Origin of the sequence: Variovorax paradoxus (genome assembly GCF_030815855.1) — a bacterium.
In the GTDB taxonomy this organism is placed as follows: Bacteria; Pseudomonadota; Gammaproteobacteria; order Burkholderiales; family Burkholderiaceae_C; genus Variovorax; species Variovorax paradoxus_M.
The window spans coordinates 3,096,523-3,118,077 of record NZ_JAUSXG010000001.1 but is presented as its reverse complement, the minus strand read 5'-3'; the positions used below and the strand labels follow the sequence as shown (position 1 = coordinate 3,118,077).

The following is a 21,555-nucleotide window of genomic DNA, read 5'->3' as shown; positions in this document are numbered from 1 at the left end:
CATGAACGCACCTGTCTCCCACATAGCGCTCGAAACGGTCGAAATCGATATCAGCGACGACCCGCTGTGGTACCGGGACGCGGTGATCTACCAGCTCAACGTCAAGGCGTTCTTCGACTCGAACAACGACGGCATCGGCGACTTCAAGGGCGTGACGGCCAAGCTCGACTACGTGAAGGAACTCGGCGTCAACACCATCTGGCTGATGCCGTTCTACCCTTCGCCGCTACGCGACGACGGCTACGACATCTCGGCCTACGAAGACGTGAACCCGCAGTACGGCACGCTGGACGACTTCCGCGAGATGCTCGACGCCGCGCACGAACGCGGGCTGCGCGTGATCACCGAGCTGGTCATCAACCACACCTCGAGCGACCACCCCTGGTTTCAGGCCGCACGCCGCGCACCGGCCGGCTCGCCCGAGCGCGACTTCTACGTGTGGAGCGATACCGACCAGATCTACCAGGGCACGCGCATCATCTTCACCGACACCGAAACGTCGAACTGGGCATGGGACCCGGTAGCCAAGGCCTACTACTGGCACCGCTTCTTCAGCCACCAGCCCGACCTGAACTTCGACAACCCGGCGGTGCTGGAGGCCATCTTCAAGGTGATGCGCTTCTGGCTCGACATGGGGGTGGACGGCTTCCGCCTCGACGCCATTCCCTACCTTGTGGAGCGCGACGGCACCAGCAACGAGAACCTGCCCGAGACCCATGCGGTGATCAAGAAGGTGCGCGCCGCCATCGACGCGCAGTACAAGAACCGGTTTTTGCTGGCCGAGGCCAACATGTGGCCGGAAGACGTGCGCGAGTATTTCGGCGACGGCGACGAGTGCCACATGGCGTACCACTTTCCGCTCATGCCGCGCATGTACATGGCCATTGCGCAGGAAGACCGGCACCCGATCGTCGAGATCATGCAGCAGACGCCCGACATTCCCGAGGGCTGCCAGTGGGCGATCTTCCTGCGCAACCACGACGAGCTCACGCTCGAGATGGTGACCAGCAAGGAGCGCGACTACATGTACACCATGTATGCGGCCGACCTGCGCGCGCGCATCAACCTGGGCATTCGCCGGCGCCTGGCGCCGCTGATGGAAAACGACATCGACCGCGTGAAGCTCATGAACGGCATGCTGCTGTCGATGCCGGGCTCGCCCATCATCTACTACGGCGACGAGATCGGCATGGGCGACAACGTGTTCGTGGGCGACCGCAACGGCGTGCGCACGCCCATGCAGTGGAGCCCCGACCGCAACGCCGGCTTCTCGCGCGCCGACCCGCAGCGCCTGTATCTGCAGCCCATCATGGACCCGATGTTCGGCTACGAAGCGCTCAACGTCGAGGCGCAGGCGCGCGACAGCAGCTCGCTGCTCAACTGGACCAAGCGCATGCTGGCCGTGCGCAAGACCAGCCATGCCTTCGGCCGCGGCAAGCGGCGCTTCCTGAAGCCGGGCAACCGCAAGATCCTGGCCTACCTGAGCGAGTACGGCGACGACATCATCCTGACGGTGTTCAATCTCTCGCGCGCCGCGCAGCCGGTGGAACTGGACCTGTCGGCCTTCAAGGGCCGGGTGCCCATCGAGATGCTGGGCCGCGCGCCGTTTCCGCCGATCGGCGAGCTGCCGTACCTGCTCACGCTGGCGTCGTACGGCTTCTACTGGTTCAGGCTCACGTCCGACGCCGAGATGCCGAGCTGGCACCAGGAGGGCGTGGCGCTGCAGGAGTGGCCGACGCTGGTGCTGTTCGACGGCTGGACCAGCTTCTTCCGCGACCGCGTGATGCCGTGGCGCATCGGCATGTCGGAGCGCCTGCGCGCGCAGTTCGAGCAAGAGGTGCTGCCGCGCCACATCGAGATCCAGCGCTGGTATGCGTCGAAGGGAACGACCATCGAACGGGCGCGCCTGGCGGACCACGCGGTGTGGGAAGTCGGCGCGCAGAGCTGGATGATGCCCCTGCTCGAACTCGACGGGCCGCCGGGCGGCGCCACCTATTTCATGCCGCTGGCGCTGGCCTGGGAAGAGCGCGATGAAGAGCGCATGGCAGGCGTGGCGCAGGCGGCGCTCGCCAAGGTGCGGCAGCAGGCGCAAGTCGGCCTGATGGGGGACGCGTTCTACGACGAAGCCTTTTGCCGCGCGCTGGTGCAGGCCATTCGCGGCGGCATGGAACTGGACACCGCACAAGGGCGGCTGCGTTTCCGCGCGACCGCCGCTTTCGCCGCCATCGAGGCCGATATCGGCAGCCTGCCCGTCGGGCGCCCGAGCGGCGTGAGCAGCAACACGGTGGTCACGGTGAACGAGACCCTGTTCCTCAAGGGCTACCGGCACCTGCGCGAAGGCTTGAACCCCGAGCTGGAAATGGGCCGCTTCCTGACCGAAGTCGCGCACTATCCGCACTGCGTTCCGGTGCTGGGCGCGCTCGAATACACCGCCAACGACGGCCGCACCATGACGCTGGCCATGGTCCAGTCCTATGTGTCCAACCAGGGCGATGGGTGGGACCACACGCTCGGCTACCTGGAACGCTTCCTGCGCGACTACGCCACCACCGACGGCGGGCTGCTGCCGGACCCGACGGCCGTGCACGGCGGCTTCATCGCGCTCATGGCCACGCTGGGCCGGCGCACGGCCGAACTGCACGCGGCGCTGGCAATGCGCACCGGCGCGGCGGCGTTCGAGCCCGAGCCGCTGCTGGCCGACGACATCGCCCGCTATACGGCGCAGGCGAGGGCCGACGTCACCGCCACTCTGGCGCTGCTGCGCGAAAGAGTGGCCCAGCTGCCGGCCTCGGCGCAGCCCGATGCGCAGGCACTGCTCGCCATGGAAGACGCGCTGCAAGCCTCGGTCGCCGCATGCAAGCCGCAGGCACAGGGCGGCATCAAGAGCCGGTACCACGGCGATTTCCACCTGGGCCAGGTGCTGCTGCGGGATAACGATTTCGTCATCATCGATTTCGAGGGCGAGCCGGCGCGCAGCTTCGACGAGCGCCGGACCAAGGGCTCGCCGCTGCGCGACGTGGCCGGCATGCTGCGCTCTTTCAACTACGCGCGCTGGGCTGCCCTGCGGCGCGTGGCGCAGAGCGTGGACGAGGCCGCCTACCTCGCGCCGCCGGCCGCCGCGTGGGAACAGGCAGCGCGCCAGGCCTTCCTGGACGGCTACCTGGAAGCAGCGCCAGGGGAGGGCGGCGCGCGCATCGACACCGAACTGCTCGCGCTGTTCGAACTCGAGAAGGCGTTGTACGAACTGCGCTACGAGCTCAACAATCGCGCCGACTGGGCGCAGGTGCCGCTGAACGGCGTGCTCGCGCTCCTGCAGGCGGAGCGGTCCGGTTGATGCTTGCACCGCATCCGCCGCTTTCGTCCGCAACCGCAACCCCGCACCGGAGAGACACATGGACCGATTTGGCATTCACCTGGAGCCATTGAACGCGATGCTTTACCAGGTCGGGGCTTTCGTGCCTCGCCTGGCCATTGCACTGGTGGTGGTGCTCGCCGGCTGGCTCATCGCCAAGACGGTGCGCTTCGCCGTCACGAAAGCGCTGCGCGCGATCAACTTCAACGTGCTGACGGAGCGCGCGGGGCTGGACAACTTCCTGCGCCAGGGAGGATGGCCGGGCGACACCTGCAGCCTGTTCGGCGTGCTGGCCTACTGGCTGGTGATCTTCGCGGCGCTGCTGCTGGCCTTCAACGGCATGGGCCTGAGCTACATCGCCGACCTGCTCGGGCGCGTGGTGTGGTTCGTGCCGAATCTCTTCGTCGCCTTGCTGGTGCTGGCCTTCGGTTCGTATTTCGCCCGCTTCGTGGGAGAGGCGGTGTCGAGCTACTTCCGGGGCGCGCAGCTGCGCGACGCCGCGCTGCTGGGGCAGATTGCGCGCTATGCGGTCATGGCGTTCGTGATCCTGATTGCGCTCGACCAGGTCAAGGTCGGCGGCGACATCGTGCGCGAGAGCTTCCTGGTGGTGCTCGCGGGCGTGGTGTTTGCACTGGCCCTGGCTTTCGGGCTCGCGGGCAAGGACTGGGCCGCGGCGCAGATCGAGCGCTGGTGGCCGCGCCTGCCCAAGGACAACGGGACCACCAGCAGCACCATCATCACAGGCACCCACAAGGCCAGTCCACCCGACGACCGACCGCCGCGCTGAGATTCCTGTTTCCGTTTTCCCCCGCATCCCTTTCCGCAGCATCCCTTTCTCCCACCCGACTCGATGACACGCAGCAAACGACCCACCATCACGGCCGTATGGCCGGGACGCCCCTACCCGCGCGGGGCCCACTGGGACGGCGAGGGCGTCAACTTCGCGCTCTTTTCCCAACACGCGCAAGGCGTGGAACTGTGCCTCTTCGACGAGAAGGGCCGCCACGAGATCCAGCGCATTCCGATTCGCGAGCGCACCGACGGCGTCTGGCACTGCTACCTGCCCGAGGCCCGTCCCGGGCTGGCCTATGGCTATCGCGTGCACGGGCCCTATAAGCCTGAGGAAGGCCACCGCTTCAATCCGCACAAGCTGCTGGTCGATCCGTACGCGAAAGACCTGGTCGGCGAACTGCGCTGGGGCGATGCGCTCTATGGCTACACCGTGGGCAGCAAGCGCGAAGACCTGTCGTTCGACCGCCGCGACAGCGCGCCGCTGGTGCCCAAGGGCCGCGTGCTGGAGCCCGCCTTCACCTGGGGCGACGACCACCGGCCGTCCGTGCCATGGCAGGACATGGTGATCTACGAACTGCATGTGCGCGGCTTCACCATGCGCCACCCCGACGTGCCGACCGAATTGCGCGGCACCTACGGGGGCCTGTGCTGCGCGCCCGTGGTCGACTACCTGAAGCGGCTGGGCGTGACCACGGTCGAGCTCCTGCCGGTGCACAGCTTCCTCAACGACAGGCACCTGGCTGAAAAGGGCCTGCAGAACTACTGGGGCTACAACTCGCTGGCCTACTTCGCTCCCGAGATGCGCTACAGCGCCTCGGGCAAGGTGAAAGAGTTCAAGACCATGGTGAAGACGCTGCACTCGGCCGGCATCGAGGTGATTCTCGACGTGGTCTACAACCACACCTGCGAAGGCAACCAGCTGGGGCCCACGCTCTCGATGCGCGGCGTGGACAACACCTCGTACTACATCGTCAACGCCGAGCACCGGCGCTACTACGACGACTTCACGGGCTGCGGCAACACCGTCAACCTCGAGCATCCGCATGCGCTGCAGCTGGTGATGGATTCGCTGCGCTACTGGGCGGAAGAGATGCATGTCGACGGCTTTCGCTTCGACCTGGCGTCGGCGCTGGCGCGCGAATCGGGCAAGGTCGAGAACCTCGGCGGATTCTTCGATGCGATTCGGCAGGACCCGACGCTCAACCGCGTCAAGCTCATCGCCGAGCCGTGGGACCTCGGCCATGGCGGCTACCAGGTGGGCAACTTTCCGCTCGGCTGGGCCGAGTGGAACGACCGCTACCGGGACGGCATGCGCGGTTTCTGGAAGGGCGACCCAGGCGTGATCGGCGAAGTGGGCAAGCGGCTCACCGGTTCGGAAGACCTCTACGGCTGGTCGGGCAAGCGGCCCATCGCGAGCATCAACTTCATCACCGCGCACGACGGCTTCACGCTCAACGACCTCGTTTCCTACAACGACAAGCACAACGAAGCGAACGGCGAAGACAACCGCGACGGAAGCAGCCACAACATCTCGTGGAACTGCGGCGCCGAAGGGCCGACAGCGGACCCGGAAATCGCGGCACTGCGCGAGCGCCAGAAGCGCAACCTGCTGGCCACGCTGCTGCTCTCGCAGGGCGTGCCGATGCTCTTGGCCGGCGACGAGCGCGGCCACACGCAGAACGGCAACAACAACGCCTACTGCCAGGACAACGACATCGGCTGGCTCGACTGGACGCCCACCCCCGAGCGCCAGGCGCTGGTCACTTTCGTGGAGCGCACCATCGCGCTGCGGCGCGCCCATCCTTCGTTCCGGCGGCGCAGCTTCTTTGCCGGCAAACCGCTCGAATCCGAAAGCGTGACCGACGTGGTCTGGCTCAAGCCCGACGGCGCCGAGATGCAGCCGCACGACTGGAGCGACGCCAACGCGAGGTGCTTTGCCATGTACATGTCGGGCGGCGGCATTGCCGACCGCGGGCCGCGCGGCGAAGCGCTGCACGACGACGACTTTCTGGTGCTGTTCAACGCGCACCATGACGAAATCAAGTTCACGCTGCCTGCCGCGCCCTACGGCGCCTGGCGGCTGCTGCTCGACACCGCCAGCGGCACGCCGCCGCCTGCCACCGAGGACGTGGCGGCGCTCGCGCCCGCTTGGTCGGAGCCCGCCTATCCGTTGCAGTGCCGCTCGCTGGTGGTGCTGAGCCGACCGGATGTGCGGCCATGAAGTCCATTCACCACATGCCCTTCGGGGCCGCGGCGCACGGCAACGGCGTCGACTTTGCACTTTGGGCGCCCTCGGCGGACGGCATCACGCTGGTGCACACGCCCGCGCAAGGGGTGGCTTCGTCGCACGCGATGCAGCGCGGCGCGGACGGCTGGCACCGCCTCACGTTGGCCGATGCGCGCCACGGCGACAGCTACGCCTACCGGCTGGCGGACGGCCTCACCATTCCGGACCCGGCCTCGCGCTTCAATCCGCAGGATGTGCATGGCCCGAGCCAGGTCGTCGACCCGGCCCGCTTCGAATGGACCGACACGGCCTGGCGCGGACGCCCCTGGCACGAGGCCGTGGTCTACGAACTGCATGTGGGCACCTTCACCGAAGAGGGCACCTTTCAGGCCGCGCGCGAACGAATCGGCGAACTGGCGGAGCTGGGCATCACCGCCATCGAGCTCATGCCGCTGGCGGATTTTCCGGGCGCGCGCAACTGGGGCTACGACGGCGTGCTGCAGTTCGCGCCCGACGCCAGCTATGGAACGCCCGACGACCTGAAGGCGCTGGTCAGCGACGCGCACGCGCTCGGACTCATGGTGCTGGTCGACGTGGTCTACAACCACTTCGGCCCGGAAGGCAACTACCTACACGCGTGCTGCCCCGAGTTCTTCAACGCGGCAGAGCGCACGCCCTGGGGCGCCGCGATCAACTTCGACGGCGACCAGTCGCGCACCGTGCGCGACTTCTTCATTCACAACGCGCTCTACTGGGTCGAAGAGTTTCACCTCGACGGCCTGCGCATGGATGCGATCCATGCCATTCGGGATTCATCTCCGAAGCACATCGTGCAGGAAATTCGCGAGGCGCTGAACGCGGGGCCGGCGCGCGAGCGGCATGTGCACCTGGTGCTGGAGAACGATGCCAACCAGGCTTCCTTGCTGGCGCGCGACGGCAACGGCTTGCCTGTGGCCGGCACCGCGCAATGGAACGACGACCTTCACCATGCCGCGCACGTGCTCGCCACCGGCGAGCGCGACGGCTACTACGCGGACTATGCCGACGACGCCGCAGGCCGTTTCGCGCGTGCGCTGGCAGAGGGCTTCATCTACCAGGGGCAGCCCTCGGCGTTCCGCGGCGGCGAGCCGCGCGGCGAACCGAGCACGCAATTGCCATCGACAGCCTTCGTGTCTTATTTGCAGACCCACGACCAGGTCGGCAACCGTGCCTTCGGCGAGCGCATTCATGCGCTGGGCGATCCGGCGCTGGTGCGCGCGGGGTTGGCTTGCGTGCTCCTGTCGCCGCATGTGCCGATGCTCTTCATGGGCGACGAGTTCGCGGCCTCGTCGCCGTTCCTGTACTTCTGCGACTTCGGTCCCGAGCTGGCGACCGCCGTGGCCGAAGGGCGGCGCGCGGAGTTCGGCGGTTTCGCGGCCTTTGCGGACGACGCGGCCCGCGCACGCATTCCCGATCCCAATGCCGAAGAGACCTTCACCAATTCGAAGCTCCGGTGGCGCGAGCGCGGCACGCAGCCGCACTTTGCGCGCCTGTGCGAGGTGCAGCAGCTGCTCGATGCGCGCCATCGCCTGCTGGTGCCCCATCTGGCCGGCGCGCGCCGCGCGGGAAGCCATCGTTGTGAAGACGGCGTCGTGCACGTGCAATGGGAGTTGGCTGGCGCCACTGCCGACGCGCCGGCCAAACGCCTTCATCTGCTCGCCAACTTCGGCGCGCAGCCGGCGACGCAAGCCGCGGTGCTGCCCGGCGAACTGATCTACAGCTCAGGCGCCGCGGCGGACGCGGCCGGCCTGCGGCTCGAACGCGGCGCAGTGCATGCGACGCTGGAGGACATGGCTGGTGGATGATTCGAGTCAGCGGCCGAGCGATGTGCTGGAACGCCTGTGCAGGCACTACGGCATCTCCGCCACCTATTTCGACGCCTTTGGAAAGCAGCGCCAGGCCACGCCCGAAAACCTTGCCGCATTGCTGGCCGAGTTCGGTGTGCAAGCGGGTGCCGCAAGGGGCGATGCGGCCGAGCCGATCGCCGTAGCGGCCATGCCACCGGTGCAGGTGGTTGCACCGCACGCGCCGCACTGGGCCGTGCAGCTGCCGCAAGGCCAATTCGCGGCCAGGCTCCGCTGGCAGCTTTGCGATGAGGAAGGGCGCCTGCGCCACGGCGAGGCCGATGCGCAGACGCAGCCCGATGGCGGCTGCACCCTGCACTTGGAGGCGCCGCTCGCGCCCGGCTATCACTGGCTGCGGATCGATGGCCTCGAAGGCGAGACCATGGTCATCGCTTCGCCCGGCCGCTGCTACCGGCCGCCCGCCGTGCGCGACGGCGGGCGCGTCTGGGGGGCGGCCGTGCAGCTGTACGCGCTGCGCTCACCGCGCAACTGGGGCATCGGCGACTTCGGCGACCTCGACACGCTGATCGACTGCATGGCCGGGCAGGGCGCCGACGTGATCGGCCTGAACCCGCTGCACGCGCTGTTCCCGACCGACCCGCAACGCGCCAGCCCCTACAGCCCGTCGTCGCGGCAGCGGCTCAACGTGCTGTACATCGATGTCGAGGCGGTCGCGGACTTCGGCGCTTGCGAAGCCGCACGCCGCCGCGTGGAATCGTCCGGGTTCCAGTCGAGGCTGGCGGCCCTGCGCGAGGCACCGCTGGTCGACCATGCCGGCGTGGCCGCCGCCAAGTTTGAAGTGCTCGAACTGCTCTTCGAACACTTCAGGACGCACCATCTTTCATCGACCAGCGCACCGGACAAACAGGGCAAAGCCTTCCTGGCCTTTGTCGAGGAGCAGGGCGAACCGCTTCGCCGGCATGCGTTGTTCGAGGCGCTGCAGGCCCACTTCGCCGCAGCGGATCCGCAATGCTGGGGCTGGCTCGCCTGGCCGGAGGCTTACCGGCAGATCGACTCGCCCGAAGTGCAAGCCTTTGCGGCGCAGCATGCGGATCGCCTGCAGTACCACCAGTACCTGCAGTGGATCGCCGAACGCCAGCTTGCGCGCGCCGGCCAGCGTTGCGAGGCGCTCGGCATGGGCATCGGGCTCTACCTGGACTTGGCCGTCTCGGTGGACCGCGGCGGCTCCGACGCCTGGGGCGCGCAGCATTGCTTCGCGGTCGGCGCGAGCATCGGCGCGCCGCCGGACGAGTTCAACCCGGCCGGGCAGAACTGGGGATTGCCGCCGCTGCGCCCGGACCGCCTGCGCACTCATCACTACCAGCCCTTCGTGCAGATGCTGCGCGAGAACATGCGCCATGCGGGCGCATTGCGCATCGACCATGTGATGGGGCTGATGCGCCTGTTCTGGATTCCGCCGGGCCGCACCGCGCACGACGGGGCCTATGTTCGCTACGCGGTCGACGAGATGCTGGCCATCGTCGCGGTCGAAAGCCATCGCCATCGCTGCATGGTCGTGGGCGAAGACCTGGGTACCGTGGAAGACGCGATGCGCGACGCGCTCGCGCGTGCCGACGTGTTGTCTTACCGGCTGCTCTACTTCGAGAAGCAGCAGGGCGGCGGGTTCACGCCGCCCGCGTCGTATCCGCCCGCGGCCCTGGTGGCCATCAGCACGCACGATCTCGCCACGCTCGCGGGCTGGTGGTCGGGCCACGACCTCCGGCTGCGGCTGGCACTGGGCCTTTTCCCCGACCCGCGGCTGTTCGACACTCAGCTGCTGAGCCGTGCGCAGGAGCGCATTCAACTGATGCTGGCGGTGCGCGAGGCCGGCCTGCTCTCGGACGACGAAGCCGCGCAGGCCCTGGCGCTTGCAACGCCTTCGCCGCGGGCCATGCAGGCGATTCATGCATTCCTTGCCACGGCACCGTCGGCGTTGATGATGTTCCAGCTCGAAGACGTGGCCGGCGAGGTGGAGCAGGCCAACATGCCGGGCACCATCGACACGCATCCCAACTGGCGGCGCAAGCTGGCGTCGTCGGTGGAGGCGCTGGCCGCGAGCGATGCCATGCAAGGCCTGGCCGGGCACCTGCGTTCGATACGGCCGCGCCGCAGCGTGGGGTCGGAGCCCCCGCCGCTGCTGCAGGCGCGCGTGCCGCGGGCCACCTACCGCCTGCAGTTCCACAAGGGCTTCGGCTTCGACGATGCGATTCGCGTGCTGCCGTATTTGGCGCAGCTCGGCGTGAGCCACGTGTATTGCTCGCCGATCCAGCGCGCGCGCGCGGGCAGCACGCACGGCTACGACGTGGTGGCGCACGCCGAGATCAACCCCGAGCTCGGCGGCGCCGAGGGCTTTGCGCGCTTCGTTGCGGCGCTGCAGGCCAACGGGCTCGGCCAACTGCTCGACATGGTGCCCAACCATATGGGCGTGCTCGGCGCCGACAACGCATGGTGGATGGATGTGCTGGAGAACGGCCCCGCCTCGCTCTTCGCGCAGTATTTCGACATCGACTGGCAACCGCTCAACGAAGAGCTGACCGGCAAGGTGCTGCTGCCGGTGCTCGGCGGCCACTACGGCGAAGTGCTTGCTAGCGGCGAACTGGTGCTGCACTTCGAAGCGGCAGAGGGCAGCTTCGCACTGCGCTACTTCGACCACCGGTTTCCGCTCGCGCCCGAGAGCTATCCGGTGGTGCTGGCGCGTGCGCTGCCGCACCTGAAAGACCCGGCGCTCGCGGCCGAACTCGCCAGTCTTTCGACCGCCTTCGGGCACCTGCCGGGCCGGCATGCGCAGGCGCCGTCGGGTCGCGCCGAGCGCGTGCGCGACAAGGAATTGTTCAAGGCCCGCCTGGCGCAGCTGGTGCAGGCGCACCCGGCAGTGGCGCGCGCCGTGCTTGCCGCCGTGGCCGAGCTCAACCTCGCCTCGGACCCGGCGCGCGACGCGCTGCACCGCCTCATCGAGGTACAGGCTTACCGGCTCGCCTACTGGCGCGTGGCGGCCGACGAAATCAACTACCGCCGCTTCTTCGACATCAACGACCTCGCGGCGGTGCGCATGGAGCGGGGCGAGGTGTTCGAAGCCACGCAGTCCTTCGCGCTCGACCTTGCCGCGGCCGGCGCTGTGGACGGCCTTCGCATCGACCACCCCGACGGTCTGTATGACCCCGCACGCTACTTCCGCCAACTGCAGGAAGGCTATGCGCGCCGCGCGGGGGGCGTGCTGCCGGCCGCCGGCCCGGACGGCAGGCCGCCGCGCCCGCTGTACGTCGTCGCCGAGAAGATCGCCGCCTCGGAAGAAGAAGTGCCCGTTGAATGGCACGTGCACGGCACCACCGGCTACCGCTTTGCGAACGTGGCCAACGGCGTGCTGTTGAACACCGCCGCGGCCGAGGCATTGCGGCAAACCTGGCACGACTTCACAGGCGAGACGCAAGACTTCGACGCGGTCGCCCGTTCGGGCAAGCACGAGGTCATGCGCAGCGCGCTCGCGTCGGAACTGAACGTGCTCTCTACCGAGCTGCTGAGAATTGCGCGCGCCGACCGCAGCACGCGCGACTACACGCTGAACGCACTGCGCCGCGCGCTGGCCGACGTGGCTGCGTGCATGCCCGTGTACCGCACCTACATCGTCGACGCACCCTCGGTGCAAGACGCGCATTTCATCGACGCCGCCACCGAGGCCGCCGAACGCCAGAGCCTGGAAGCCGACCGCTCCATCTTCGCTTTTGTGCGCCGCTCGCTGCGCGGCGAGGCCGCCGAGCATGCGCCCGCTGAAATGGCCGAGCGCGTGCGCCGGTTCGCCGTGCGCTTTCAGCAATTCAGCGCGCCCGTTGCGGCCAAGGGCGTCGAAGACACCGCGTTCTATCGCTACTTTCCGCTCAGCTCGCTCAACGAGGTGGGCGGCGAGCCCGACCAGTTCGGTTTCGACGTCGACGAATTCCATGCGCTCAGCGCCGACCGCGCGCGGCACTGGCCCCACACCATGCTCGCGACCTCGACGCACGACAACAAGCGCTCCGAAGAGGTCCGCAACCGCATCGGCGTGCTTTCCGAAATGCCCGGCGAGTGGCGGGAGTCGCTGGCGCGCTGGCATGGGCTCTGCCGCCGCGGGCAACCAGCGGCCGCGCCTTCGCGCGCCGACGAGTACCTGCTTTATCAAACGCTGCTGGGCACCTTGCCATTCGGCGGACTCGATGCCGCCGCCGTTCCGGCGTACCAGCAGCGCGTACTGCAGTACATGCAGAAGGCCGCGCGCGAAGCCAAGCTCCGCACGCGCTGGACCCAGCCCGACCCGCAGTACGAAGCCGCGCTCGAAGCTCTGGTGCAAGGAATTCTCTCGGACCGTTCGGCGGACGGGTGCCTTGCCGACATCCAGCGCCTGGCCGATCGCCTCTCGTGGTTCGGTGCGTGGAACGGCCTGACGCTGACGCTGCTGAAGTACACCTCGCCCGGCGTGCCCGACCTTTACCAGGGCAGCGAGCTCGTCGACCTGAGCCTGGTCGACCCCGACAACCGGCGGCGGGTGGATTACGACCTGCGCGTGAAACGGCTTGAGGAACTCCGCGCGATGGCCGGTGACGCTGATCTAGCCGTGCGGCTGCAGTCGCTCGCCGAGGCGCCGCACGATGGCAGCGCGAAGCTCTGGTTCATCTGGCGGCTGCTGTCGATGCGGCGCGAGCATGAGGAGCTTTTTGGGGACGGCAGCTTTGAAGGGCTGAAGGTCGAGGGGCCGCTGGCGCGGCATGTGGTGGCGTTTGCGCGGAGGCACGAAGGGCGGACGCTGGTGGTGATGGCGGGGCGGTTGTTTGCTGGCATTGCGCGCGCGGGGGTGGGTGGTGTCGCGCCGGTGCTTCCTGAGGCGGATGCTTGGCGGGGGACGAGGGTGGTGGTGCCTGAGGGGTTCGGGAGTGCGGGGCTGGAGAACGTGCTTACCGGGGAGCGGTTGGTGGTTGATAGCAATGTCGTTGCGCTTGACGAGGCGTTTTGTCGGATGCCTTGGGCTGCGTTCAAGGGCTGAGCACCTGGTTCATCGAATCAGTTAATCGCAGTTCAGAAACGCGGGCGGCTGGACCGTCGTAGCGCGACAACAGCGCTCGCGAACTTTCATATTCATTCCGACCAGTAAGGCATCAGCGGCTTTGAATTGTTGTTGTCTGACAGCAGGCCTTCGGCTATCTTGAAACAAGTTGTACGGTAGCGCCATGCGCGTGTCGCCTGAGGGGGCGGTTGACCGTTCAGCGATTGAGCGCCACGACAACAGTCAATTGGCAATGCTCACGTAGACGAGAAAACTCCAGGGAGGTCGCATGAATAAGCGAAATCACGCTCCGATTGAGCGGTCAATGCACGGCTCGGTGAAAGAATGGTGGAAATTCCGTCGCCCCGAGGGGATAAGCGCATTTTTCAAGTTTTGCGGAACGCTTTTAGTATTGGCTGCTCTTGGCCCTCCCGCTCACGCCGGGATTCCGCCGAAAGTCAGATATATAGCCGACCATACCGTTCATCCAGACGGTTTCCCAACTGCTCTAGAGGCCTGCGTTGACATCGTCAATTACAACAACGCGAAATATGGACCGCTCCCGCAAAGCCAATATCCTTGGATTGCGAAAAATCCGCGACTGAACGGGGAGACTGGATGCATCGTTGATCTGTATTGGAAGGAGCCCGCAGGTCAACTAGGAATAGAGAATTTCTCATATGCGCACATCGGCTATCGACAGGATTGCCCGAGCAAAAGCACGTTGTATATGGGCAGTTGCGTCTGTCAGGAGGGCCTGCAAGATGATGTCGCTGCATTTGCGTGCCGGCCTGCGCAGCCGAAACAACCGATTGGGCAATGCACGCCCGATGGTTTGTCAGCGGGCAATCCGATCTTGCCAGCCACGAAAGAGAAATACCAGGCCGAGAATGATTGGCAAGACGGAGGGGTAGCCCCTCTCTCGTTTTTGCGCACTTACCGAAGTAGTTGGGGTCTAGATGCTGTTGATACATCGGCAAAGCTGGGCTCAGGTTGGGGTCACAACCATGCTTGGCAGTTGGTTCACTCGTCCGACGGCCTGAGTACCTCTGTCGTTATGCCCGAGGGACATAACCGTAGTTTCACAAAGCAAGCCGGCTTCTCTAATACATGGGTCACCAGCAACGGGGCCGACGTGCTGACCGAAGTCGGCGGTGCTTGGATCTACAAGCGAACAGAGGACGACAGTGTTCTCACCTTCAACTCCGACGGCAAGCTACAGACCAGAACCGAGCGCGGCGGGCTCGGTTACGCCTACACATACGACGGGACTGGCCGGCTGGCGACGGTGAGCAACGGCTTCGGCAGGACTCTCGTCTTCGCATACGCCGGCAACCAGCTGGCCACCGTCACCACCCCCGAGGGGCGCGTCATCGGCTACAACTACGACGCCCAGGGTCGACTGTCCACAGTCCTGTATCCCGACGGCAATAGCCGAGGCTTCCTCTACGAGAGCAGCATCTACCCCAACGCTCTCACCGGCATCATTGATGAAGCGGGTGCCCGCTGGAGCACCTTCGCCTATAACAGCCAAGGCCAGGCCGTTAGCACCGAACGGGCAGGCGGTGTCGAACGCTATGAAGTCAGTTACCCGGGTGCTGGGGCTCAAGTCAAAGATCCCCTGGGGACAACACGGGAGTATCGATACCAAGTCGATTTGGGCAACTTGGCGGTTCGCTATGCCACGCTTCCATCAGGATCGAGGCACCCGGACATGGGTTGGCGCGTGCAGGACGCCAACGGCCTGATCACCAGCGAAACCGACTTCAATGGGGTGGTCACCAAAACGACCTGGGACGTTGTCCGTCGATTGCCCACCACTGTGGTCCACGCTTCCGGCACTCCCGAAGCGCAGACCGTCACGACCCAGTGGCATCCGACCTTCTCGCTGCCCACTCTCGTTACCGAAGCTGGTCGCACCACCGCCTACACCTACGGCACTCTTGGGAACACGCTGTCCCGCACGGTCACCGACACCACGACCAACCAGGCCCAGCTCTGGCAGTGGACCTACAACGCCCAGCAGCTCGTAGCCACCGCGACCGAGCCCAACGGCGCCGTCACGAGCTACACCTACGACCTCCGCGGCAACGTCCTCACTTCCACCAACGCCCTGGGCCACGTCACCAGCCACACCTACGACACGGCGAACAGAGTTGTCAGCACCACCGCCCCCAATGGTCTCGCCACCACCTACACCTACGACCTGCGCGACCGCCTCCTGACCCAGACCACCGGCGGCCAGACCACCACGCTCACCTACAAGCCCTACGGCAGCGTCGAGACGATCACGCTGCCCACCGGCCTGGTCCTAACCTACACCTACGACGCCGCCCACCGCCTCATCGGCTGGAGCAACAACCGCGGCGAGAGCGGGCTCTACGCCCTGGACGGCATGGGCAACCGCACCGCCGAGCAGATCAAGGACGGCGCTGGGAACGTGGCATGGAATGCCGCGCGCACGATCAACAATCTCAACCGGCTCAGTGCCCAATCCGAAGGCCCCAATCAGACCAACACTTTTGGGTATGACGGCAACGGCGAACTCATCCGCACCACCAATGGGCTGAACCAGAGCACTCAGCACACCCTGGACGGCCTGCGCCGCGTCAAGGCCGTGACCGATGCGGCCAACGCCACCGCCACCCTCAAGTACAACGCCCTGGACGCCATCACCGAAGCCAAGGACTTCAAGGGCGTGGCCACCACCTACGCGCGCGATGCCCAAGGGAACGCGACGGCCGAGGTCAGCGCCGACACCGGTGGCGCCAGCACCCAGTACGACGCCCTGGGCCTGCCCAGCCAGATCACCGACGCCCTCGGCCAGGCCACCACCATCACCCGCGATGCCCTGGGCCGCCCCACCGGCCTGGTCTTCGCCGACGGCAAGACCACCACCCTGCGCTACGACCTGAGTGCGAACAGCAAGGGCTACCTCTCCGAGATCGTCGACCGCAGCGGCACCACCGAGTACACGCGAGACAGCTTCGGCCGCGTGACCCTGAAGAAGCAGACCTTGGCCAACGGCAGCGTGCAGCAGGTCAGCTACGGCTACAACGCGAACGGCACGCTGGCCAGCATCGGCTACCCCAACAATGGCGGGCTGCTCACCCACAGCTACGACGCCACCGGCCGCCTCACGGGCCTGAGCCTGAACGGCAATCCCCTCGTCACCGGCATCGCCTGGAACCCGCTGGGCCAGCCCACCGCCTGGACCTGGGCCTTCGCCAGCCCGAGCCTGGCCGCCAGCCGCAGCTACGACACCGCCGGCCGGATGACCGCCACCGAGTTCAGCAGCTACGTCTATGACGCGGCCGGGCGCATCACCAGCCTGACGCAGACCCTCTACGCCCCGGGCGACACCGACCCCACCCACAGCACCATCGGCGCCAGCGACATCACCTGGACCGTCGGCTACAACAGCGTGGGCCGCATCACCGGCTTCAATGCCACCGGCAGCACCGCCGGCTTCGGCTACGACGCCAACGGCAACCGATCCAGCAGCACGAGGGTGCTCGGCACCCAAAGCACCAGCCGCAGCTACACCGTGGGCGCCACGAGCAATCGCCTCACCGGCTTCACCCAGAGCATCAACGGCGCCAGCAGCACCAGCGTCACCTACGGCTACAACGCCAACGGCGACCTCGTGAGCGACGGCCTCAGGAGCTACACCTACGACGCCGAGGGCCGGCTGGCCGCGGCCACCACCGGCGCCACCGACGTGAGCCCGACCACGCGCTACGCGCACAACGCGCTGGGCCAGCGCGTGTTCAAGACCGAGCCGCTGTACCCACCGGGCCAGGGCGACGAGGCCGACCCCGGCTTCATGCAGAGCTTGATCGCGTTCTTCACCAAATTGTGGAACCCGACGACCAACCAGGCCGAGCAGCTGGGCTACGCCTATGTCTACGACGAGAACGGGGCCCTGATCTCGGAGGCCGGTAGCGGCGGCGCGAACAGTGCGGGGCAGGCCAGCTACATCTACCTGCCGACGGCCCACGGGCCGATGCCGGTGGCGGCGGTGATCAACGGCGCCACCTATGCGGTGCACAGCGACCACCTGAACACGCCGCGCAAACTCAGCAACGCGGATGGGCAACCCGTCTGGCAGTGGAGCTACAGCGCGTTCGGGGAGGACAAGCCGACCATTGCGAAGCGCCGATTTGCCAACTTGGACACCACACCGAACCCGGGCACCACCAGCGTCTCCGAGGTGAAGTTCAACCTGCGCTATCCGGGGCAATATGCGGATGAGGAGTCGGGGCTGTTCTACAACTACTTCAGGAGCTACGACGCCAGGACCGGAAGGTACAGTCAGCCGGATCCGATTGGACTTGGTGGGGGGTGGAATCGATTTGGGTACGTCAGTGGGAATCCGCTCATGTTCACGGACCCTGAAGGTTTGCTCGAAATCTATCGAGGCGACGGTGTCGCTTTCAACGCATATCCCGGGCCCCAGGCTGGCGGCATTGAGCACGCACGACATGGTCCTGGCCAGAACTATCATCTCCATCTACGCGACAGTTCTGGCAGAGAGGCACGCCTGTCTTCAGAGACTTGGAAGCCGCTGACGCCAGACGATAAACGTATCTTTGACAGCAGCAAACAGATGCAACGAGCATGCGATAACCTGACAGACGGGCAGAAAAAATTCTTCGATCGAGTCAATCGAGAAGTTTTCCACCGCGGTGTTCCCACGGGCAATCAGCTCCTGCGTTTGATTCCGATGCGTCCGGGTAGCGCGGGAAGCGGTGGGCGAGGTAACGAGTGATGATTCCGTCCCCACAGTTCATGGCCGCCATGACCGCCTATGACGAAGATCGAAATGAGGAAGCGTTGCGGTTGATGGAGAGTTGTGCTGAAAATGGCGATCCCGTCGCTTGCTACGTTGCTGCCTTGTGGTATCGAAATGGTGAAGGAACTCCAGTCGACTTGAAGCGGAGCGACGAGCTAATGCAGCAACTTGAATTGCTGGCGGAAAGCGGTAACGCTGTAGCGCAGTGGGAGGTAGGTCAGCACTACCGATTTGCTGATCTGCTGCCATTGAATATCAAACGAGCCAACTACTGGCTCGAGGCCGCAGCCCAAAATGGGCATGGTGACGCGCAGCATCATCTCGCTTGGTATCTTGCGACCGGGCAGTACAACTACTCGGTTGATCCAGAGACTAGTGAGAAGTGGTATTTGCGTGCGTTTGAACAGGGCCATCCTGAAACGCTTTACACCTTTGCATTGCGCGAGTTCAGGAATGGGGAAATCACGGAAGAGGCTATCGCGCTACTCAAGCAGGCCGCCGACAAAGGCTTCAAACAGGCCGAGCAAGTCCTTCGACAGTACACGCATTGAAAGCGCAGCAGCAAAAGCCGCCTGCTGCCGCACAGAGACTCGCGCCAACCGATAAGCGCTAAAACCGGGAGGAATGCTTGGGGCTGGAACAAGGCGTCAGCGGGCAGCGCGGCTCGAAAGCCTTGCGGCGGTGCGGCATCTCGGTGCACGCGAAGTTGCGGAGCGCCTAACCACGCGATAACGCCGTGCCGCAGCAAGAGTGAGACAGCGGGGTTCGAGACTGCGCGCTCCAAACTGCTCGGCGGATTCGCATTTACTGGCAGCAGGTCCGAGTCCATTCGCATTTATCGACGTTGCTTGCAGCCTGGCTACTCAGTTGGTTGATCTTGGCCTGGGCTTGCGATGAGCCAAGCCATGGCGCCGGCCTTTCCTTCGCCCTTAAATAGGCGGCGATCCTCGGGAGGCGACTCCCCAAACTCGAGCCATTTCACTAGTTCCTCTTCACTGACCTTGTAGCCACGTCGGTCGTCGCCACCCAGTCCAGTGTGAACTTCAAAGTCTTCGCTATTGACGGAGGCGATCTGGAGGTAGCGAGTTCCGTCGGCGGAGTAAAAAATGTAGCCCTGTTCGAATCCGTAGATTGGCGGCGTGTCCAACGCCCAGGCCGTGTATGGCTTCTTCTGCTTCACGAAAGTGCGCATGGTCACCCCCAATGTCCCCCAATGGTGGCGCTCGATGCGATAGCTCCACCCAACGAAGAGTGCGGTCGGATCCGGTATCTGCTGTGACCGGCTTCGCTTCTTGGTCGGACTTGCTGGATTGGGTGTTTCGACCAATTCGGCTACAGCCGAGTGTTTGGTCACTTCGTCTATGCGGAGCGCAGGCATCAGGGATAACGCGTGTCCTGATGCTTCTTGGCAGGCTGCAGCGTAAAGAGCAAGAAATGCGCTTTCGTAAAACACCATCGTTGTGCTTGCAGAGAAGCCGCTTTCTTTGTTCTTACCGTAGGAGAGGCCAGCTTCTGTCAACCGGGTGTAGCTCTTGATCTCTCCGCTTCCGGTGCTCGATCTGTACTCAACGTCTTCGGCCAATCCCATCTGGATCAGGATCGCGTAAAGCGCATTTGCATTGAGCAAGGCGTTGATGCCTTGAAGCAGTTCCTTGGCGGAAGCAGTTCTCATGTTGGGAGTCATGGGCAAAAGTAGGTGATATGAAGCCCGCCGGGCCTAATCGCGGAAATCATCGATGAACGTCTGGTCCTACTCTGTGGCAGGCTCATGCGGGTGACCATGGGCGTCATCCGCGCAAGGAAGCGGCCCAAGTATCTTCGTGCACGATGAACAGCGGCACCCCGGCCTCTTTGTGCTGAATGGCTTTCTCGATCTTGGTGCCGAAGCTGCCATGCTTCCATTCCGCGCTCCCGAGGCCCCCGACCACAAGGTAGTGCAGCTTCTTGTTGACGCCTGAAATCGTCCCGCCGCGTGTTTCGATGGCTTGCTCGCAGAGCTTGCGCGGCCCGAAAACGAAGTCGCCGGTAAAGCAGAAGAGCTTGTTGGGAATCTCGATCCCTTCAAGACGATCGATTGGCAGTTCGGTCACGAAGCTCGCATCCGCAATCTCGTCCAGCTTGCCGCCGACGAGCTGACGCAAGGTTTCGGCGAGATGGCTGCGCTCTTCCTCGGTCACCAGCCCATCCGCCAGAATGCTTTCGATCTGGGCTTTGATCACCGTACCTGGCCATGTCAGCGCAACTGTTTCGGCGCCAGTAAGCCATGACTTGAGGAAGCCGATTTCGGCGTCGTTGAGATGGCCGTCTGACATGATGCCTTGGACGATGCCGACCAGCGCCGCACATGAGGTGCGCATCTCGTTTCGGAAGGCTGTAGCTTGGCGCTGGTAAATGTTGATCACTCGATGCCTCCAGGTTCGCCGGCCGCCTTCCAGATGGCAGAGGCATCTCCAGTGAATGTGACAGCCATACCGGTCAGGGTGCATGTGCGCGTGGCTCCTGCAACAAGATCGATGTTCAGGTCGTCACCACGTAGCCCTTGCCACATGGCCAGATAGTGCAGCGCCCCGACACGCTTGCCCGCCTTGATGGCTTTACCTCCACCCACCCAGGGCAGACTTGGTAATTCGCCGCGCGAAGCTTGTCCGGCGAGTTCGGGGGATTCCTTCGCCTTCTCGATTCCCCTGAGCCAAGAACAGATGAGGCCTTTGTCGGGGCCGCCCCATCGTTCCGACCAAGACTCGCCTTGAGATGGGGCGGAGCTGAAACTGCATTCAACGATCATGCTCACTCCATTCGAGGGAGGTACGAGAAAAATCCAGGGCGCATCTTAGCGCTCGGCTCATACACGATCATGCGCGTGAACCCTCAGATCACTGGGAGCAATGGCAGGGCCCGTTCGCGTGCGGCTGCTCGGACTTTGCTTCTGTGCGGGATAAAAGCTGGAGTGAACCGCGCCGGGTTTCGCGGAGGCTCGAATCTTTAAGACGATAGAGCCATGAAGGAGGCAATGAAGTTCCCCGAAAGCTCGGGAGCTCGCCCAGCGCATGCATTCGAGCACCGCGGCAAGCACGAGTCCGCAATGGCCGCAGTCTCCTCCAAAGCCCCGCGGCCATATGCCCTTCAAAGCCCGTAATACTTATCCACCGTCCCGCTGTACGCATCGTCGTACTCAGGCACCCGGTCGCTCGCATACCGGGGTGCGCCCTCGATCTGCGCCTTGTCCAGCGGCACCACGTAGCCGTCCTGCGACGTGTCGTACTTCAGCATGGCCCACGGGATTGGATAGCGGTCTGTGCCCATGCCCAGAAAGCCGCCGAATTCCATTACGGCGTAACGGACCTGGCCCGAGATCTTGTCGATCATGAGTTCGTCGATGGTGCCGAGTTTGTCTCCCGCCACGTTGTAGACGGCGGTCCCCTCGACTCGCTCTGAAGAAATAACCGGATTGGCGCTTGTCATGGAAGGATGTCTCCGGCCGGCATTTCTGGGGAT

Annotated in this window: 11 protein-coding genes and 1 pseudogene; 8 read left to right on the top strand and 4 right to left on the bottom strand. The window is 65.0% G+C overall.

Translation table 11 applies throughout. From position 1 onward, the window contains the following. Position 1: 1 nt before the first annotated feature. From treS to QFZ42_RS14675, 8 genes and pseudogenes are all read left to right on the top strand, one after another. Positions 2 to 3,334, top strand: coding sequence for a maltose alpha-D-glucosyltransferase (gene treS, locus QFZ42_RS14705; protein WP_307701662.1), 3,333 nt, complete (start codon positions 2 to 4; stop codon positions 3,332 to 3,334). A 58-nt stretch (positions 3,335 to 3,392) separates the two neighbouring features. Next, positions 3,393 to 4,139: a mechanosensitive ion channel family protein gene (locus QFZ42_RS14700; protein ID WP_307701661.1), complete on the top strand. Its 747-nt coding sequence runs from the start codon at positions 3,393 to 3,395 to the stop codon at positions 4,137 to 4,139. A gap of 63 nt (positions 4,140 to 4,202) precedes the next feature. Next, the gene (gene glgX / locus QFZ42_RS14695) at positions 4,203 to 6,365 is read left to right on the top strand and encodes a glycogen debranching protein GlgX (protein WP_307701660.1); all 2,163 of its coding nucleotides are present in this window, start codon (positions 4,203 to 4,205) and stop codon (positions 6,363 to 6,365) included. Next, on the top strand, positions 6,362 to 8,215 hold the full coding sequence (gene treZ / locus QFZ42_RS14690) for a malto-oligosyltrehalose trehalohydrolase (RefSeq protein ID WP_307701659.1): 1,854 nt from the start codon (positions 6,362 to 6,364) through the stop codon (positions 8,213 to 8,215). Before glgX ends, treZ begins: the two co-directional genes overlap by 4 nt. Continuing rightward, positions 8,208 to 13,265: a malto-oligosyltrehalose synthase gene (locus QFZ42_RS14685; protein ID WP_307701658.1), complete on the top strand. Its 5,058-nt coding sequence runs from the start codon at positions 8,208 to 8,210 to the stop codon at positions 13,263 to 13,265. Before treZ ends, QFZ42_RS14685 begins: the two co-directional genes overlap by 8 nt. 289 nt (positions 13,266 to 13,554) lie before the next feature. After that, positions 13,555 to 14,337 (top strand): annotated as a pseudogene (locus QFZ42_RS28325) (DUF6531 domain-containing protein); the annotation flags it as partial. Positions 14,338 to 14,931: 594 nt separating this feature from the next. Continuing rightward, positions 14,932 to 18,036, top strand: coding sequence for an RHS repeat-associated core domain-containing protein (locus QFZ42_RS14680; RefSeq protein ID WP_307701657.1), 3,105 nt, complete (start codon positions 14,932 to 14,934; stop codon positions 18,034 to 18,036). Between the two features lie 20 nt (positions 18,037 to 18,056). Then, complete coding sequence (locus QFZ42_RS14675) at positions 18,057 to 18,611, top strand: tetratricopeptide repeat protein (protein ID WP_307701656.1); 555 nt, start codon at positions 18,057 to 18,059, stop codon at positions 18,609 to 18,611. A gap of 308 nt (positions 18,612 to 18,919) precedes the next feature. Here QFZ42_RS14675 and QFZ42_RS14670 read toward each other — a convergent pair whose 3' ends face one another. The 4 genes from QFZ42_RS14670 to QFZ42_RS14655 all read right to left on the bottom strand — a co-directional run bounded on the left by QFZ42_RS14670 (position 18,920) and on the right by QFZ42_RS14655 (position 21,522). Then, positions 18,920 to 19,732 carry a hypothetical protein gene (locus tag QFZ42_RS14670; RefSeq protein WP_307701655.1) on the bottom strand — a complete coding sequence of 271 codons (813 nt, stop codon included), beginning with the start codon at positions 19,730 to 19,732 and terminating at the stop codon, positions 18,920 to 18,922. A gap of 115 nt (positions 19,733 to 19,847) precedes the next feature. Continuing rightward, positions 19,848 to 20,462 carry a BRCT domain-containing protein gene (locus QFZ42_RS14665; RefSeq protein WP_307701654.1) on the bottom strand — a complete coding sequence of 205 codons (615 nt, stop codon included), beginning with the start codon at positions 20,460 to 20,462 and terminating at the stop codon, positions 19,848 to 19,850. Then, a complete protein-coding gene (locus tag QFZ42_RS14660) occupies positions 20,459 to 20,845 on the bottom strand; it encodes a hypothetical protein (RefSeq protein WP_307701653.1) in 387 nt (128 codons plus the stop codon). Before QFZ42_RS14660 ends, QFZ42_RS14665 begins: the two co-directional genes overlap by 4 nt. Before the next feature lie 338 nt (positions 20,846 to 21,183). Further along, a complete protein-coding gene (locus QFZ42_RS14655; RefSeq protein WP_307701652.1) occupies positions 21,184 to 21,522 on the bottom strand; it encodes a PRC-barrel domain-containing protein in 339 nt (112 codons plus the stop codon). Positions 21,523 to 21,555 lie beyond the last annotated feature (33 nt).

Excerpts from the sequence above, each read along its gene's own strand:
- QFZ42_RS14700 (WP_307701661.1), top strand. The coding sequence starts at position 3,393 with ATGGACCGATTTGGCATTCACCTGGAGCCATTGAACGCGATGCTTTAC.
- QFZ42_RS14675 (WP_307701656.1), top strand. The coding sequence starts at position 18,057 with ATGGCCGCCATGACCGCCTATGACGAAGATCGAAATGAGGAAGCGTTG.
- treS (WP_307701662.1), top strand. The coding sequence starts at position 2 with ATGAACGCACCTGTCTCCCACATAGCGCTCGAAACGGTCGAAATCGAT.
- QFZ42_RS14660 (WP_307701653.1), bottom strand. The coding sequence starts at position 20,845 with ATGATCGTTGAATGCAGTTTCAGCTCCGCCCCATCTCAAGGCGAGTCT.
- QFZ42_RS14670 (WP_307701655.1), bottom strand. The coding sequence starts at position 19,732 with ATGAGAACTGCTTCCGCCAAGGAACTGCTTCAAGGCATCAACGCCTTG.
- treZ (WP_307701659.1), top strand. The coding sequence starts at position 6,362 with ATGAAGTCCATTCACCACATGCCCTTCGGGGCCGCGGCGCACGGCAAC.
- QFZ42_RS14655 (WP_307701652.1), bottom strand. The coding sequence starts at position 21,522 with ATGACAAGCGCCAATCCGGTTATTTCTTCAGAGCGAGTCGAGGGGACC.
- glgX (WP_307701660.1), top strand. The coding sequence starts at position 4,203 with ATGACACGCAGCAAACGACCCACCATCACGGCCGTATGGCCGGGACGC.